At 74.5% G+C, this 15,913-nt stretch carries 15 protein-coding genes; 11 read left to right on the top strand and 4 right to left on the bottom strand.

The features are described from left to right. The first annotated feature begins 28 nt into the window (after nucleotides 1–28). The 11 genes from ACSTA4_RS27460 to ACSTA4_RS27410 all read left to right on the top strand — a co-directional run bounded on the left by ACSTA4_RS27460 (nucleotide 29) and on the right by ACSTA4_RS27410 (nucleotide 12,545). A complete protein-coding gene (locus tag ACSTA4_RS27460) occupies nucleotides 29–1,198 on the top strand; it encodes a macrolide family glycosyltransferase (RefSeq protein WP_444961603.1) in 1,170 nt (389 codons plus the stop codon). A gap of 181 nt (nucleotides 1,199–1,379) precedes the next feature. Next, nucleotides 1,380–1,919, top strand: coding sequence for an AAA family ATPase (locus ACSTA4_RS27455; RefSeq protein ID WP_444961602.1), 540 nt, complete (start codon nucleotides 1,380–1,382; stop codon nucleotides 1,917–1,919). 274 nt (nucleotides 1,920–2,193) lie between these two features. Continuing rightward, nucleotides 2,194–3,462, top strand: coding sequence for a hypothetical protein (locus ACSTA4_RS27450; RefSeq protein WP_444964286.1), 1,269 nt, complete (start codon nucleotides 2,194–2,196; stop codon nucleotides 3,460–3,462). Then, on the top strand, nucleotides 3,459–5,801 hold the full coding sequence (locus ACSTA4_RS27445; protein WP_444961601.1) for a tetratricopeptide repeat protein: 2,343 nt from the start codon (nucleotides 3,459–3,461) through the stop codon (nucleotides 5,799–5,801). The genes ACSTA4_RS27450 and ACSTA4_RS27445 overlap by 4 nt, the downstream gene beginning before the upstream one ends. 17 nt (nucleotides 5,802–5,818) lie before the next feature. Then, a complete protein-coding gene (locus tag ACSTA4_RS27440) occupies nucleotides 5,819–7,231 on the top strand; it encodes a protein phosphatase 2C domain-containing protein (protein WP_444961600.1) in 1,413 nt (470 codons plus the stop codon). Further along, entirely contained in the window at nucleotides 7,215–8,567 is a 1,353-nt protein-coding gene (locus tag ACSTA4_RS27435; protein WP_444961599.1) for a VWA domain-containing protein, read from the top strand. Before ACSTA4_RS27440 ends, ACSTA4_RS27435 begins: the two co-directional genes overlap by 17 nt. Nucleotides 8,568–8,576: 9 nt before the next feature. Beyond that, nucleotides 8,577–9,287 (top strand): FHA domain-containing protein, encoded by a 711-nt coding sequence (locus ACSTA4_RS27430; protein ID WP_444961598.1) that lies wholly within the window; start codon nucleotides 8,577–8,579, stop codon nucleotides 9,285–9,287. A gap of 6 nt (nucleotides 9,288–9,293) precedes the next feature. Beyond that, nucleotides 9,294–10,895, top strand: a complete 1,602-nt coding sequence (locus ACSTA4_RS27425) for a hypothetical protein (protein WP_444961597.1) — start codon at nucleotides 9,294–9,296, stop codon at nucleotides 10,893–10,895. Between the two features lie 67 nt (nucleotides 10,896–10,962). Next, complete coding sequence (locus tag ACSTA4_RS27420; protein WP_444961596.1) at nucleotides 10,963–11,805, top strand: glutamate ABC transporter substrate-binding protein; 843 nt, start codon at nucleotides 10,963–10,965, stop codon at nucleotides 11,803–11,805. A 69-nt stretch (nucleotides 11,806–11,874) separates the two neighbouring features. After that, entirely contained in the window at nucleotides 11,875–12,204 is a 330-nt protein-coding gene (locus tag ACSTA4_RS27415; RefSeq protein ID WP_444961595.1) for a DUF6221 family protein, read from the top strand. A gap of 80 nt (nucleotides 12,205–12,284) precedes the next feature. Continuing rightward, complete coding sequence (locus ACSTA4_RS27410) at nucleotides 12,285–12,545, top strand: DUF6504 family protein (RefSeq protein ID WP_444961594.1); 261 nt, start codon at nucleotides 12,285–12,287, stop codon at nucleotides 12,543–12,545. A gap of 70 nt (nucleotides 12,546–12,615) precedes the next feature. On the opposite strand, the gene ACSTA4_RS27405 is transcribed toward ACSTA4_RS27410, so the two are convergent. From ACSTA4_RS27405 to ACSTA4_RS27390, 4 genes are all read right to left on the bottom strand, one after another. Continuing rightward, entirely contained in the window at nucleotides 12,616–13,533 is a 918-nt protein-coding gene (locus ACSTA4_RS27405) for a M48 family metallopeptidase (protein ID WP_444961593.1), read from the bottom strand. 236 nt (nucleotides 13,534–13,769) lie between these two features. Further along, a complete protein-coding gene (locus ACSTA4_RS27400) occupies nucleotides 13,770–14,486 on the bottom strand; it encodes a DivIVA domain-containing protein (protein ID WP_416023879.1) in 717 nt (238 codons plus the stop codon). Between the two features lie 30 nt (nucleotides 14,487–14,516). Next, nucleotides 14,517–14,843 (bottom strand): hypothetical protein, encoded by a 327-nt coding sequence (locus tag ACSTA4_RS27395; RefSeq protein ID WP_444961592.1) that lies wholly within the window; start codon nucleotides 14,841–14,843, stop codon nucleotides 14,517–14,519. Nucleotides 14,844–15,014: 171 nt separating this feature from the next. Then, the gene (locus ACSTA4_RS27390; RefSeq protein ID WP_444961591.1) at nucleotides 15,015–15,893 is read right to left on the bottom strand and encodes an N-acetylmuramoyl-L-alanine amidase; all 879 of its coding nucleotides are present in this window, start codon (nucleotides 15,891–15,893) and stop codon (nucleotides 15,015–15,017) included. Between the last annotated feature and the right edge of the window lie 20 nt (nucleotides 15,894–15,913).

Genomic DNA, 15,913 nt, shown 5'->3' with positions numbered 1-15,913 from the left:
CGTGAACGCCCCTTTCTGGAGAAACACCATGAACCGCCGTGCCCACATCGCCATGGTCGGCACCCCCACCGTGAGCCACGTCCTGCCCAGCCTGGAGGTCATCCGCGAGCTGGTGGACCGGGGCCACCGCGTCACCTACGCCAACGACCCCCTGCTGGCCGACACCATCACCGGCGCCGGGGCCGAACTCGTCCCCTACGCCACCGTCCTGCCCACCGGCGACGGCACCTGGCCGGACGACCCGATCAAGGGCATGGACATCTTCCTGGACGAGGCGATCAACCAGCTGCCCGCCCTGCGCGCCGCCTACGACGGAGACCGCCCCGACCTGTTCCTGTACGACATCTCGGGGTTCGCCGCCCGGGTCCTCTCCGTCAACTGGGGCATCCCCTCCGTGCAGCTCTCGCCCACCTACGTGGCCTGGGCCGACTACGAGGACACCGTCCTGAAGTGGCTGCGGGCCCAGCCCGGGGCCGAGGAGCACTACGCCAAGCTCGACGCCTGGCTCGCCGACAACGGCGTCACCGGCCTCGACCACTCCTCCTTCGCCGGGGTGCCGGAGCGGGCGCTGGCGCTGATCCCGCGCGAGATGCAGCCCTTCGCCGACACCGTGGCCGACACGGTGACCTTCGTGGGGCCGTGCCTGGGCGACCGGGCCGACCAGGGTGAATGGGTCCGTCCGGCGGACGCCGACAACGTCCTGCTGGTCTCCCTGGGGTCGGCCTTCACCAACCAGCCGGGGTTCTACCGCGCCTGCCTGGAGGCCTTCGGGGGCCTGCCCGGCTGGCACGTGGTGCTCCAGATCGGCAAGCACGTGGACCCCGCCGAACTGGGGGAGGCGCCGGACAACGTCGAGGTGCACACGTGGGTGCCGCAGCTCGCCGTCCTGCGCCAGGCCGACGCCTTCGTCACCCACGCCGGAATGGGCGGCTCCAGCGAGGGCCTCCACACCGGCGTGCCGATGATCGCCGTCCCGCAGGCCGTCGACCAGTTCGACAACGCCGACCGGCTGGTGGAACTCGGCGTCGCCCGCAGGATCGACACCGAGGACGCCAGCGCGGAACGGCTGCGCTCGGCCCTGCTGGAGCTGACCGCAGACCCCGAGGTCGCCCGCCGCCTCGCGGAGATCAGCGCCCGGCTCCAGGCCGCCGGCACCTCCTACGCGGCCGACCTGGTCGAGGCGGAACTGCCCGCCTGAGCCTGGTCCGGCCGACGCCGGTCCCCGGAGAGCGCCCGGCCCGGGACACCCGGGCCGGGCGCCCCGCCGACGGGCCGGAGGCGTTCCGGCATCCCCGTACCGCGACGACACGTCGCGACCACCGGGCAGGGCGGGGCCGACACGGCGGGCTCCGCCCGGCCCCGCCCCCGAACGGAGCACCATGGACCACCTCGTCGTCGTCACCGGCGGCCCGGGATCGGGCAAGACCACCCTGATCGACCACCTGGCCTCGCTCGGGTACGCGCGCACCCCGGAGGCCGGGCGCGCCGTCATCCGCGACCAGCGCGAGATCGGCGGCCGGGGCCTGGCCTGGCGCGACGACGCCCTGTTCGCCGAACTCATGCTCTCGTGGGAGATGCGCTCGCACCGCGAGGCCTCGTCCCTGCCCGGCCCCGTCTTCTGCGACCGGGGCGTCCCCGACCTGGTGGGCTACCTCCGCCTGCGCGGCCTGCCGGTCCCCGGGCACGTCACCGAGGCGGCCCGCCGGTTCCGCTACCACCGCCGCGTCTTCGTGGCCCCGCCGTGGCCGGAGATCTTCACCGGCGACGCCGAGCGCCACCAGTCCCCGGAGGAGGCCGAGCGAACCCACCGGGCGATGACCGAGGCCTACCCGGCGTGCGGCTACGAGCTGGTGGAGCTGCCGCGCGTACCGGTCGCCGAACGGGCCCGCTTCGTCCTGGAGGCCCTGGACGGGGCCTGACCTCCGAAACCGCGACGGGAGAGCACGAAGCGACGGGAGTGACGGGAGTGATAAAACGAAGCCTCTGTCATACGATGCGCCTTCTGGACCGTGAACGGGGCACCAGTGGCCGTTCATGGCCGTAAACCGGGCTTTCTCTTGTAGTTCGCCAAAGCGGGGGCCAGACTCGTGTCTAGGTAAAGGACCATTGACCGTCCACGCCCCGACGGCTGCGGGGAGCGTGCGTGGACGCCGGGGAGGAAGGCGGCAGGTGGCCAGGGCGTCCGGGGCGAGCATGCCGCCCATGAGCTGGGAGGGCATCGACCACGCGCTCAACCGTGTGCGCGGTGAGGCCGACCGGATCTCCCTCAACCTCGCTGACCTGGACGGCCACGTCAGCCACCGCATGCTCCAGGGGGCCGACCTCGTGGGGCGCACCCGGCGGCGCTGGGAGCAGGCCAGCGGGCACATCCGCAGCCTGTGGGCGGTCTACGAGGCCTTCCGCGGCGTCGTGGACAGAGCGGGCCGGATCCGGGACCGCGCGCAGGGCCCCGAGGACCAGGCCGCCCTGACCTCCCTGCTCAACGGCGACTCCGTGCCCCTGCCCGCCGGCGAGGTCCCGCTGCGCGAGCGCGGACTGCTCCACACCGGAAGCGAGTCGGTCAGCCTCGCCGCCGCCGTCGCCCGCATGTCCGCCGACTACGAGGAGGCCACCGAGGTCATCTCGGCCGCCGAGACGGCCTGGGACGCCCTCCACCCGCGCCTGGGCGAGCTCGACGCCATGTGGCACGAGATCGGCACCCTCTCCGACATGGTGGAGCTCGCCGAGGACGAGCACGAGTCCCTGCGCGTGGACCTGGCCGCGGTCGGCGCCACCGTCCGACGCGACCCCCTCGCGCTCGTCGAGGACGGCCGTGTGGACACGTCCTCCCTCGAACGGCTGCGCCTGCGGCTGGAACGCGTGCGCGGCGAGCTCCGCGACGCCCTGCGCATGCGCGACTCCTACGACGAGAGCGTCGAGCGGCTCGGCTTCGCCATCGACGACGTCGGCAGGGCCGTGGAGCGCACCCGCGCGCTGCGCGAACAGGTGGTGGCCAAGGTCTCCTCGCCCGCCGCGGTCGGCGTGCCCGACCCCGTCCCCGGGCTGCGGGCCCGCATCGACGCCATGGACGCACTGCGTGCCCGGGGCCGGTGGCGCGAACTCGGCGCCCGCCTGGGCGAGGTCCAGCGCGCCGTCCGCGAGGCGGCCGACGACGCCCGGGAGCGCGAGGCCAACCTCACCGGCCTCCTGGAACGCCGCGCCGAACTGCGCGGACGCCTGGACGCCTACCACTCCCGCTCGGTCCGGCTCGGCGTCGCCGAGGACCCGCGGCTGGCCAGTCTGCACAGCACGGCGCACTGGGCGCTGTGGACCGCGCCCTGCGACCTGCGCGCGGCCACGGTCGCCCTCTCCGTGTACCAGCGCGCGCTCCACGAACTCGGCGGAAACGATTCCGCTGTGAACAGAACCACACCGGGCCCGGACGCGTCAGAGGGCGAGAGCGATGGTGGTGCGAACAGATGACGAAGTGCACGGTCCCCGGCTGCCCCGGCCGGGTCGAGGACGGTTTCTGCGGCGTGTGCGGCATGGCCCCCGCGGACGTCCCTCCCCCGGGCGGCCCCGCCCCCCTGCGACCCGTGCCGCCGGCCTCAGGCCCGCAGCCCTCGCTCCGCACGAACTCCTCCGCCGACCCCCTCAGCGGCGACCCCGTCCACTCCCACCCCCTCTCCGGCAACGTCAGGCTCTCGGGCCGCTCCGGCCCCGGCAGCGTCTCCGCGACCTCGGGCACCGGCGGCAGCGGCGCCGGGCGCGGCAGCCGCCGCTCCTCCCGCGGCATGCTCGGCATGGGCATGGTCCAGGTGCCCATCGTCCCCTACCGGGACCCCTCCGAAGCCGTCATGGACAACCCCGTCGTCTCGGAGAAGAACCGCTTCTGCGGCAACTGCGGGGAGCGGGTCGGCCGCGCCCAGGGCGACCAACCCGGGCGCACCGAGGGCTTCTGCCGCAAGTGCGGGACCCAGTTTTCCTTCACGCCCAAGCTCTCCCCCGGGGACCTGGTCGGCGGCCAGTACGAGGTGCTCGGCTGCCTGGCCCACGGCGGCCTCGGCTGGATCTACCTGGCCCGCGACCGCAACGTCAACGACCGCTGGGTGGTCCTCAAGGGCCTGCTCAACGCCGGTGACGCCGAGGCGCACAAGGCGGCCGCCGCCGAGCGCGCGTTCCTCTCCGAGGTCGAGCACCCCAACATCGTCAAGATCATCAACTTCTCCCAGCACCCCGACCCGCGCACCGGCATCCCCGGCGGCCACATCGTCATGGAGTACGTGGGCGGCAAGTCCCTGCGCGAGCTGCTCATCGAGCGCCGCGAGGACGACCCCGACGCCGTCCTGCCCCCGGACCAGGTCATCGCCTACGGCCTGGAGGTCCTGCGGGCCCTGGGCTACCTGCACTCCAGGGGCCTGCTCTACTGCGACTTCAAACCCGACAACGTCATCCAGAGCGAGGAGCAGATCAAGCTGATCGACCTGGGCGGCGTGCGGCGCATGGACGACACCGTCAGCCCCGTCTACACCACGCCCGGGTACCGGGTGCCCGAGGAGGAGCTGCGCGGCCCCGGCCCCACGGTCAGCGCCGACCTGTACTCGGTCGGCCGCGCTCTGGCCGTGCTCAGCTTCCGCTTCAGCTTCATGCGCGACCACCCGCACAGCATCCCGCCCCGGGAGACCGTGCCGCTGCTCCAGCGCCACGAGTCCTTCGACCGGCTGCTGCGCCGCGCCACGCACAGTGAGCCCGAACTGCGCTTCCACGACGCCGAGGACATGGCCGACCAGCTCACCGGCGTCCTGCGCGAGGTGCTCTCCGACCTGGAGGGCACGCCGCACCCCGCCCCCTCGGCCCTGTTCGGCGCGGAGAACCCCGCCGCCGGACCCGACCCCGGCACCCACAACGCCGACCGCATGCTCCTCGCGCCCCCGCCCACCGACACGGCGGCGCTGCTGCCCGCACCCCTCATCGACCAGTCCGACCCGGCCGCCCAGCACCTGCGCGGCTTCCAGACCCTGCCGCCCGAGGAACTCGTCCCCGCGCTGCGCGCCATGCCCTCGCCCACCCCCGAGACCCTGCTGATGCTGGTCCGCGCGCTCGTCACCGTCGGCCGCCAGGGCGAGGCCATGGACGTCCTCCAGCGGTTCAGCGAAGTGGTCCCGGGCGACTGGCGCACCATGTGGTACCTGGCCGTCGCCGAGCTGAGCACCGGCCGGTTCCGCGACGCCCGCGACCACTTCGACGAGCTGTACGACCACCTGCCCGGGGAGCTCGCGCCCAAGCTCGCCCTGGCCCTGGCCTGCGAGCGGACCGGCGAGCACGAGACCGCCGCCCGCCTGTTCCGGGCGGTCTGGAACACCGACCACTCCTTCGTCAGCGCCGCGTTCGGCCTGGCCCGCATCCGCCTGGCCCAGGGGGACCGGGCCGCGGCCACCGCCGTCCTGGACACGGTCCCGGAGCTGTCGCGGCTGCACGTGCACGCCCAGACCGCGCTGATCGCCGTGCTCGCGGCGCACCACCAGGGCACCGCGGCCGCCGACTTCGTGCAGGCCGGACGGCGCCTGGAGCGGATCGGCCTGGACGGCGAGTCCGCCGACCGCCTGGCGGTCCGGGTCCTGGAGTCGGCCCTGGGCTGGCTCGGCGCGGGTGCGGGGGCACCGGCGGGGGAGGGGCTCCTCGGCGCCCCGTTCACCGAGAACGGTGTACGGGCCAACCTGGAGCGCCGCTACCGCGCGCTGGCCCAGCGCGCCGTCGCGCCGTCGGAACGGTATGAGCTCGTCGACAGGGCCAACTCCCTACGCCCCGTGACGCTGCTGTGAGGAACGAGGGAACGGCGATGACCAAGGTGCGGACCTGCCCCGCCTGCTCGGACAGGGTGTCCACGGAGGACGCCTTCTGCGAGGGGTGCGGACGCCCCCTCCCCGAGGGGGCCGAGAACGCGGGGCACCCCGACAGAATGCCCACCGCCCCGCAGGCGAGCTTTGCCGGAGCCGTGCCGCCCGGCGGGTGGTCCCGGGAGGGGGCCGACGGCGGCACGCGGACCGGGGAGGCCCCGGGCCGGTCCGGGGCCGTGCCGCCCGGCGCCGACGCGCGCCCCGGCCTGGTGCCCGACGACGGAGCCCCCACGGCTCCGCAGGTGAGCCTGCGCTCCCTCGACACGGGCGGGCGGGACGCGCCCCCGCCGCAGGCGCTGCCCGACGCCGCCCCGCACGCGGCCGACTCCATGGTCACCCAGCCGATACGCCGCGACAGCCTGCCCTCGTTCGCGTCCTCCCCGCCCCGGGCCGCCGAGCCGGAGGCCGTCCCCGACTGGCCGCCGCCCGCCACCGGGAGCAACCCGGTGCGGCCCGCCAACCCCGGCCTGTGCGCCTGGTGCCCCGGCACGGTCAGCGACGGCTACTGCGAGCGGTGCGGCCTCCTCCAGCCCACCGGGCGCGACCACGTCGAGGTGCGCACGCGCTCCGCCGTCGGCGTCAGCGACCGCGGGCTGCGGCACAGGCGCAACGAGGACGCCATGGCGATCCGCGTGATCGACGCCGACCACCCCCGCGCGCCCGGCGTGGTCTGCGCCGTGGTCTGCGACGGGGTGTCCAGCTCGCCGCGCTCGGACGAGGCCTCCCGCGTCACCGCCGAGACCGGAGTGGCCGTCCTCGCCGAACGCGTCAGCCAGGGCGCCGACCCCCGCGAGGCCACCGGCGCGGCGATGATCCGGGCCGCCGAGGCGGTCGCCGGGATCGCCGACTCGCCCCGCTCCGCGCCCGCGTGCACCTTCGTGTCGGCGGTGTACGACCCCGCCGCGGGCACCGTCACCGTCGGCTGGGTCGGCGACAGCCGCGCCTACTGGCTCTCCGGAGGCCCCACCTCCAGCGCTTCAGCCCTGCTGACCAGGGACGACTCCTGGAGTGAGGCGATGGTGCAGATGGGCGCGCTCTCACGCGAGGAGGCGATGCGCTCGTCCAACGCGCACGCCCTCGTCGCGTGGATGGGTGCCGACTCCGGCGAGATCGACGCCCACATCTCCACCGTGACCCCGACCGGCCCCGGCGCGGTCGTGCTGTGCAGCGACGGCCTGTGGAACTACTTCCCCGAGGCGCAGGCGCTGACCGACGCCGTCCCCGGGGCGGGGGCCAGACCGCACGAGGCCGCGCGCGCCTACGTCGGCCTCGCCCTGGACGCGGGCGGCAAGGACAACATCACCGTCGTGATCGTTCCCGTGCCCGCTGGGGGTCCCCGTGCCCGACACGACTGAGCGCGCCGCCGAACCGGGCTTTCGGATCGAGGTCGACCAGAACGTCCTCCTTCCGGTGGGCGGACGCGAGGTGCACGCGATCGTCAGCGTCACCTCCACCGCCTCCGTGGTGGTGGGGGACTCGGTGCGCGCCGCCGAGGTGATCATCGTGGACACCTCCGGCTCGATGTACGGCGCCAAGATCGACGCGGCCAAGCGGGCCGCCCGCGCCGCCGTGGGCGCCCTGCGCGAGGGCGTCCACTTCGCGGTGGTCGCCGGGAACGGCGACGCCTCCGTGCTCTTCCCCGAGGGCGGCGGGCGGATAGTGCGGGCCGACGCCGTCACCCGCGCCGAGGCCGCGGAGGCGATCGACGGACTGCGCGCCGACGGCGGCACCCGCATGGGCTCCTGGCTCACCCGGGCCGCCGAGCTGTTCGCCACCGTCGACGGCGGCATCAAGCACGCCATCCTGCTCACCGACGGCCAGAACAACGAGCCCGCCGCGGTCTTCGCCCAGGCGCTCGACCGCGTCACGGGCTCCTTCGTCTGCGACTGCCGGGGCGTGGGCACCGACTGGAAGGTCGAGGAGCTGCGCCGGATCGACTCCGCCCTGCTCGGCGGAGGCCCCGGCATCATCGCCGATCCAGCCGACATGGTGGCCGATTTCCGGGCGATGGCGCAGGCCTCCATGGGCAAGACCGTCGCCGACGTGGTGCTGCGGCTGTGGACGCCCCAGAACGCCGTCGTGCGCCACGTCAAACAGGTCGCCCCCACCGTCAGCGACCTCACCGGCCGCGGCGTGGAGCGCGTGCCCCAGTCGGGCGACTACCCCACGGGGTCCTGGGGCACCGAGAGCCGCGACTACCACGTCTGCGTCCAGGTGCCGCCCGGTACCCCCGGCCGCCAACTGCGCGCCGGCTGGGTGCGCGTGGTGCTCCCGGCGACCGCCGGGGCCGAGGAGCAGATCCTGGCCTCGGGCAACATCCTCGCGGAGTGGACCGCCGACGAGGACCGCGCCACCGAGATCAACCCCCGCGTGGCCCACTACACCGGCCAGGTCGAACTGGCCCGGGCCATCCAGGACGGGCTCGCGGCCCGTCGCGACGGCGACGACGACACCGCCACCACGCGGCTGGGTCGCGCCGTCGCACTCGCCCACGAGTCGGGCAACGAGGAGACCGCGAGGCTCCTCGGCAGGGTCGTCGACGTGGCCGACCCCGTCACCGGAACCGTCCGGCTCAAGCCCGGTGTCAGCAAGGTCGACGAGATGACCCTGGACACCAACTCGACCCGGACCGTACGGACCCGGCCGCGGCAGAGCGGGCCGGACACCGGCGGTGCCCCCACACCCGGGTAGGAGGGACCCATGCCGAGTTGCCCTTCCGGGCACCGCTCCACGGCGACCGACTTCTGCGACGTCTGCGGGCTGCGCCTCCAGGCCTACTCCACCGCGTCGCGGCCCCCGTCGCACCGCCATCCGACACCGCCCACACCCCCCGTGGCCCCGTCGCGACCCCCCGCGCCGCCGCGTCCGGTGACCCCGCCCAGGGGAGGCCCCTGCCCCGAGTGCGGCACCTACCGCGCGGGCCGGTTCTGCGAGGAGTGCGGATACGACTTCGCCTCGCGCTCCGACGACCACCGGCGCACGCACGCGGACGACGGACGGACGGGCGCGCGCTGGCGCGCGGTCGTCGTCGCCGACCCCGCCTACTACCAGTACATGGTCCACCAGGGCATGCTCGACCCCGACCAGATCTCCTTCCCTAGGGGCAGCACGCAGCGCCGGGTGCCGCTCACCGGGGACAGGGTGCACATCGGACGGCGCAGCGCCACGCGCGGCTTCACCCCCGAGATCGACCTGGGCGGCCCGGGCGGCGACCCGGCCATCTCCCACGTCCACGCGATTCTGGTCGCCAAGCCCGGCGGCACCTGGGCCATCCTCGACCCGGGCTCGACCAACGGCACCACGGTCAACGGGACCGCCAACCCCATCGCCCCCAACGTGGAGGTTCCCCTGAATGACAGCGACCGGATCTACGTCGGCGCATGGACCGTCATCATCCTGCAGAAGGGGTGAACCCCGTTGACGCCCCCCACCCCCGACCGGGCTCCGCGCGGGACCGCGACCAGTCCGCCGGAACCCCCGCACGGCGCGCTCCCCGCGGTGCCGGGCGGCCAGCCCCCGCAGACCCCGGCACCCGAGCGCGAGGGCTCCCGCCCGCCCCGGCGCGGGCGGGGCGGGTCCGGCTCCCGTGAACGGGCCTCCGGATTCCGCCGCTGGGCCGCGACCACCCCGGCCCGGGTTTGGCTGCTGTCCTCGGTGTGCGTGCTGGCCGTCCTCGGGCTGTTCGGCTCGGCGGCCGCCACCCTCGGCCAGGCCCGCGACGGCCTGCGCGTGCTCGGGGACGACGCCGGACCCCAGGCCCTGGCGACCACCGACCTGTACCTGGCGCTCGCGGACATGGACGCCCGCGTGGCCGACGTGCTGCTCATGGGCACCGACCACGACCTGGGCTCGGGCCGCGAGGATGCCCTGGAGGGGTACGAGGCCAGCCGGGCCCGGGCCAACGAGGCCCTGCTCCAGGCGGCCTCGCTGACCGAGGGCGACAGCGTGGAGGAGCGCAACGTCGAGGCCGTCCTGGACGGGATGGGCGCCTACGAACAGCTCGCCGGCGAGGCGCGGCTGCTCAATGACGAGGCGCAGGCCCCGCCCGGCCGGGTGGACGGGGCGGCCCTGGAGACCTACCGCGAGGCCACGCGGCTGATGCACGCCGAACTGCTGCCCAAGGCGTTCAACCTGGGGCTGGACTCGTCGGCGATCGTGCGCGCCAACCACGAGGAGGGACAGTCCTCCGTGGCGCTCGGCATGTTCTGGGTGGGCGCGGTCGGCACGGTCACCGCCGCCGCGCTGATCGGCCTCCAGCTGTACCTGCGCGTGCGGTTCCGGCGCCGGTTCAACGCGCCCCTGCTGGCCGCCACGGCGGTCGCCGTCCTGCTCACCGGCGGGGTGGTCCTCGTCCTCACCGCCAGCGGTGGGCACCAGCGCGACGCCAAGGAGGAGGGACTGGACGCGGCCATGGCGCTGTCCCGGGCCGGGGCCATCTCCACCGACATGCAGGCGGACCAGAGCCGCTACCTGCTCGACCGGGACATGGCCGAGAACTACGAGCTGACGTACCTGGAGCGGGCGCAGCAGGTGCTGTACCGCCCGGCCAGCAACCTGGAGGCGTACTACGGGCAGATCGGGGGCGTGGTCGCCGCCTACCCGGAGCTGCCGGGGTCGGACGGCTCCGACCCCGAGGACCCGGGCACGCTCGGCTACCTGGGCCAGCGGGCCCAGGAAACGCTGCTGCCCGGCCAGGAGGACGCGCTCGCCGAGGTGCTGGAGTCCTACAACGCCCTCCAGACCGAGGACCGGGCGCTGCGCTCGGCCGCCGAGGAGGGCGACCTGTCGGGGGCCGTCGACGTCCGCATGGGCGTCGCGCACTCCGAGGACGGCTCCTTCCAGGCCTACGAGGCCGCGCTGGCGGAGCTGACCGACCTGCACGAGAAGGCGTTCGACGCGGGCATCGAACGCGCTGACTCGGCGCTCACCCCCTGGACGTGGCTGCTGCCCGCCGCGACGGCCCTGCTGCTGGTCCTGCTCGTCATCGGCGTCCGCCCCCGACTGGCCGAGTACCGCTGAGCCCGGCCTCCCGCGCCGAGTCCACCCCCACCCGGATCCGCACCCCCCAGAGACGAGGAACAGGCCGATGAGGTTTCGACACCGGCGCACCGCCGCCGCGGCCGCCCTGGCCGCCGCGGCGGTGATCGCGCTGCCCGCCTGCTCGGCGGTGCTGGGCGAGGAGGAGTCGCTCCTGGACGCCGACACGCTGACCGTCGGAGTCAAGACCGACCAGCCCGGCCTGGGGCTGGAGGAGGGCGGCGACATCACGGGCTTCGACGTGGACGTGGCGTTCTACATCGCCGCCAAGCTCGGCTTCGCCCCCGAGGACGTGGAGGTGACCGGGGTCACCTCCGCCGACCGCGAGGAGCAGCTGATCAGCGGCGAGGTGGACATGGTCGTGGCCACCTACTCCATCACCCCCGCCCGCAAGACCCAGGTCACCTTCGGCGGCCCCTACTACGTCGCCAAGCAGGACGTGCTGGTGCGCGCGGAGGACACCGGCATCCAGGGGGTGCGCGACCTGGAGGGCCGCAGCGTCTGCCAGGGGGAGGGCTCCTACTCCGCCGTCCGCATCAGAGAGGGCCTGGGCATCGGCATCGAGCAGAGGGAGGCGCCCAGCTACAGCGCCTGCATCGACGCCCTGCGTGAGGGCGAGGTGGACGCCGTGTCCACCGACAACCTGATCCTGGCCGGGTTCCTGGCCGAGGAGCCCGACGCCTTCCGGTTCGTCAACAACCCCTTCACCGACGAGAAGTACGGCGTCGGCCTGCCCCACGGCGACGTGCGCGCCTGCGAGGCCGTCAACAAGGCCATCAGCGAGATGTACCAGGACGGCACCGCCGCGGAGTACCTGGAGACCTGGTTCGGCGAGACCAGCCTCCAGGTCGTGACGAGCGTGCCCCAGTTCGAGGGCTGCGATCCCACGTGAGCCGTGGGTAGGCGGTACGGGTCCGACACCGGGCCCTGTGGCAGTGGTGGACATGATGGGAGTCGTCCCTTGACCATCGTCGAGTTCCTCAACGCGCGCCTGGACGAGGACGAGCGCGCGTCGGAGGCCGTACCCGCGGGAACCCGCGGCCGTGACCGGGCGCTGGCGGAGGTCGCGGCCAAGCGCAAGATCGTCCGCGGGTACGTCGAGGCCCACCGGGCGGGCATGCGCGGTCTCGAACCCCTCGTGGCCGCGGGAGCCGCGGGCGCCCTCACCGAGGCCCGGATCGGCGACGGCGGCGACCCCTGGTCGGAGCTGCTGGCCTGGCGGCTGGCGGTCAAGTACCTCGCCGGTGTGTACCGGACCCACCCGGAGTACGACCGGTCCTGGGAGGGCTGACCCGCCGGTCGCCGGCGCGTTCCCCGACAGGGGCCGCCGACGCTTGACTTGTTCGAACTGGTGTTCGATAAGCTGGCGGGGTGAGTCTTCTGAACGAGCAGATCGACGTCCGTTCCACCGAGGGCGGGACCCCCGCCCGGTTCACCTGGCGCGGCCGCGCCTACCGGGTGCGCAGGGTCATCGGGGACTGGCCCGCCCGCCCGGGCGCGCCCGGCGTCCCGGCCACGCAGATCCACCTGCTCCGCGTCTCGGCTGAGTCCGACACGGGGGAGCCGAGCATCATCGACATCACCCGCGACCTCGCCTCCGACCGCTGGACCATGCGCCGCCACTGGAAGTGATCCGGAGCCCGCCCGGCGCCGTCGCGCCGACCCCGCCGGGCGGGCGGGAGCAGTGCCCGGAGGGCAGGGCTTAGAGGAAGATCCGGCCGCGCCGGGTGCGGTCGCGCAGGGCGGCCATGCGGCGGGTGTTGCCCGGTCGGCGGGTCAGCAGGTGGTAGAGCAGCAGCGAGCAGCCCCGGTCGGTGCGCGCGCGGTCCGCCATCTCACCCATGTTGACCCGCGTGTACAGGTTGCCGCCCCCGGCGAGGACCCGCACCGAGTGGGCGCCCTCGGGCACGTGCGCGTAGGCGTGGTTGTCGGCCGTGTACTCCATGGCCCGCGACAGCGCGGCGCCCAGCCCCGGGACCAGTTCCCCGCCCAGCGCCGCCGCCCGCCGCCAGAAACCGGTGTGCCCGGCCGCCACGTGCCCCAGCTGGTGCGCGACCAGGAAGGCCAGCGCCTCGGGGTCGCGGACTCGGCCGCACGGGTCGAACAGGTCGTCCGACAGCACCAGGTACCGGCGCAGCCCGTGCCCGGCGGCGTCGGTACCCCAGCGGCGCGGCCCCACCCGCACGTAGGCCTCCGGCGTCCGGGGCAGCCCCGTCTCGGCGGCCAGCGCCACCACCATCCGGTGGGCCTCGGGGAACTGGGTGGGCGAGATCTTCACCGACTCCGCCCTGCGCCGGGCGTACATCAGCCCCCGCGCCTGCCAGTGCGCGGCGGGCACCACCGCCAGGGCGGCGGCCGCCCACAGCCACGACCCCGACAGCGACCACACCACGTGGGCCAGCCCCGCCGCCGCCAGCAGGGTGGCGCCCACGCACGCGGCCAGGAGCGGGGCCTCCCACGGGTGGGCGGAGGCCGGGACGACCTCCTCGTCGTCGCCGAGCACCCGCAGCCCCTCCCTGGAACGGGTTCTCGGGCCGCCGTCGGCGGCGGAGCAGCAGCCGGGCGCGCCGTGCACCGGACATGCGGTGGCGCGCCCCTCCGGCGGCATCGCGTGGGACATCCTGCCTCCCCTCGGGGCGCGGTCTGCGGGACAGCGGGGGGATGACTACTTCCTGTGTCCAAATATTACTTTCCGCTGTCCTGAAGATGGGGAGTGTGCGCTACGGCGTGTCCGCGGCCAGTGGCCTGATCACCCCGGCAGACGGGCGCGAACGCGTCCGGGGCCGTCGCCCCGGCCCGTTTCGCACGCGGCCCGCGGTCCGCCGTCCCACCCGGGTCCCTCACCCGGAGTCACCGTCAGTGCGGCTGCTCGTACCCGCGCAGCTCCTCGGCGAGCACGTCCAGGAAGTGGTCCACCTGCGCCGGGTCGTACCCCGGCCGCGCGCGCGTGGTGCTGAACTGGATCCGCTCCACCTCGGCGGCGGTGAGCGTGGCCCGGTCCGGCCGCCCCTGCTGGAGGACGTCCAGCGTGAACTCGGCCCGGTCCAGGAAGTCGTCGACCTCCTGCTCGTTGTAGCCCGTGGTCAGCCGGGTGGTGGCGAACTGCTTCTCCCGGACGTCCCTCGGGGTCATCCCGGAACGCCGCGGCGGCCGGGACGGGGCCTCCTGCCCCCGCGGCGCGTCCGGGCCCTGCTGCGCGTCCGGGCCGGGCCGCTGGTGCCGGGGCCGCGCGGAGGCGCCCGCCGCACCGGGGCGGGGCGGCAGCGGCGGCGACTGGTCCCGGGCGCGGCCGAGGCCGCGTCCGGCCAGGTCGGCGACCACGACGTCGAGGAAGTCGTCGACCTCGTCCTCCCGGTAGCCCGGGCTGAGTCTCGTGGTGCGGAACCGCGAGTTGCGCACCTCGTCGGCCGTGATGAGCGCGCCCGTGCGCGGGCCGCCCTCCAGGGCGACGAGCGTCGCCTCGATCCGGTCGAGGAGCGCGTCGACGTCCTCCTCGTTGTACCCCGGGCGCAGACGCACCGTGTGGAACTTCTTTTCGCGGATGTCCGCCGGTGTCAGAGGCATGGTCCCCATTGTGCAGTTGACGAGGTTCGCAGGGCTGTTTTATCCCCGGGTCGTGTGTGATTCGGCCTCGGCCAGCCGCTCCACGAGGAGGGACAGGAGGTCCTTCACCTGGTGGCGGTCGTACCCGCGCAGGACCAGGTCCACCGGTGCTTCGGCCAGTTCCGCGGAGGTGATGGGGTCGGGCGTCGGCGCGGAGGGCCGGTCGAGGGCCCGCCCGTCCTCGTCGGTGAGGACGGGGCCGCCGGTGAGGGCGGTCAGCGTGGAGGTGGCGCGGTGGACGAGATCGTCCACCTGGTGGCGGTCGAAGCCGCGCAGGACGATGTCGAAGCCGGGGAAGGGGAGGGGGCGCGGGGCGGGGGATGTCATGGACGCATTATGCCCACGGGGGAGCGGCCTCCGCCACAGCGGCGGTCGCCGTGGCCGGGTGTGGACGCCCGGGGCGGGCGGTCCGGCACGGGTGCGGAGGGACGGGGGCGTTAGGGGACCGGCGGACACGAGGGCCGCGGGCGGCCGGGCGGTCGCGCTGTCCGCCCTCCCTCAGCCCCGCATGAGGTAGAGGGCCAGGCCCTGCGCGATGGCGTCGGCGGCCCGTTCCCGCCACGCGGGGTCCTCCATGAGCGCCGCGTCCTCGGGGTTGCGCATGTTGCCCGTCTCCAGGAACACCTTGGGCACGTCGGACATGTTCAGCCCGCCCAGGTCGGTGCGCACGTCCAGGCCTTCGTCGGCGAGGTAGTCGGCGGTGGGGACGCCGCTCCCCTCCAGGTACGCGCGGTGGACGTCCTCACCGAGCAGCCGGGAGGACTCGGTGATGTCGTCGGTGAAGCCCTCGACCTCACCCGGCATGATCACGTGGAACCCGCGACCGGTCTCGGGGCCGCCGTCGGCGTGCAGGGACACGGCCGCGTCGGCCCCCTCCTCGTTGCCGATGCCCGCGCGCTCGTCGATGCACGGCCCGACCCCGCCGTTGTCCTCGCGGGTGAGGACGACCGTGGCGCCGTCGGCCTCCAGCCTCTCCTTGACCAGCACGGACAGCTGCCAGTTGAACTCGTGCTCGGCGTAGCCGCTCGCGGTCTCGGTGCCGACGGTGTCGCAGGCCTTCTCGTTCGGCCCGGCGGGGACCATCGCGTTGATCTCGTCGGGGGCGGCGGCGTTGCCGCCGTTGTGGCCGGGGTCGATGACCACGACGCTGTCGCCGAGGGGGCCCCGGCCCGGGGGCGGGCCCTCCTGCTCCCCGCCCTCGGGGGCCTCGCGGTCGTCGCCGTCCTGCGGTCCGGGGAGGGGGAGGGCGGCGGTGGGGTCACTGCCGGGGGGCGCACCGGGCGACGCCGAGCAGGCGACGGCGGCGAGGAGGACGGAGGCGAGTGACAGGGCGCGGGTGGCGCGGCTCCGGGGCCCTGACGGTGCGGAGACGGGCATGCCCACAACCTAGCCGCTCC

The sequence above is a fragment of the Nocardiopsis sp. M1B1 genome, assembly GCF_052466615.1.
Note: the sequence above shows the minus strand (reverse complement) of the source record. Positions and strands in the feature narration are given on the sequence as shown.

What these genes read in the sequence shown, in the direction of transcription:
- ACSTA4_RS27460 (WP_444961603.1), top strand. Translation starts at nt 29, where the DNA reads ATGAACCGCCGTGCCCACATCGCCATGGTCGGCACCCCCACCGTGAGC.
- ACSTA4_RS27455 (WP_444961602.1), top strand. Translation starts at nt 1,380, where the DNA reads ATGGACCACCTCGTCGTCGTCACCGGCGGCCCGGGATCGGGCAAGACC.
- ACSTA4_RS27450 (WP_444964286.1), top strand. Translation starts at nt 2,194, where the DNA reads ATGCCGCCCATGAGCTGGGAGGGCATCGACCACGCGCTCAACCGTGTG.
- ACSTA4_RS27445 (WP_444961601.1), top strand. Translation starts at nt 3,459, where the DNA reads ATGACGAAGTGCACGGTCCCCGGCTGCCCCGGCCGGGTCGAGGACGGT.
- ACSTA4_RS27440 (WP_444961600.1), top strand. Translation starts at nt 5,819, where the DNA reads ATGACCAAGGTGCGGACCTGCCCCGCCTGCTCGGACAGGGTGTCCACG.
- ACSTA4_RS27430 (WP_444961598.1), top strand. Translation starts at nt 8,577, where the DNA reads ATGCCGAGTTGCCCTTCCGGGCACCGCTCCACGGCGACCGACTTCTGC.
- ACSTA4_RS27420 (WP_444961596.1), top strand. Translation starts at nt 10,963, where the DNA reads ATGAGGTTTCGACACCGGCGCACCGCCGCCGCGGCCGCCCTGGCCGCC.
- ACSTA4_RS27405 (WP_444961593.1), bottom strand. Translation starts at nt 13,533, where the DNA reads ATGTCCCACGCGATGCCGCCGGAGGGGCGCGCCACCGCATGTCCGGTG.
- ACSTA4_RS27400 (WP_416023879.1), bottom strand. Translation starts at nt 14,486, where the DNA reads ATGGGGACCATGCCTCTGACACCGGCGGACATCCGCGAAAAGAAGTTC.
- ACSTA4_RS27395 (WP_444961592.1), bottom strand. Translation starts at nt 14,843, where the DNA reads ATGACATCCCCCGCCCCGCGCCCCCTCCCCTTCCCCGGCTTCGACATC.
- ACSTA4_RS27390 (WP_444961591.1), bottom strand. Translation starts at nt 15,893, where the DNA reads ATGCCCGTCTCCGCACCGTCAGGGCCCCGGAGCCGCGCCACCCGCGCC.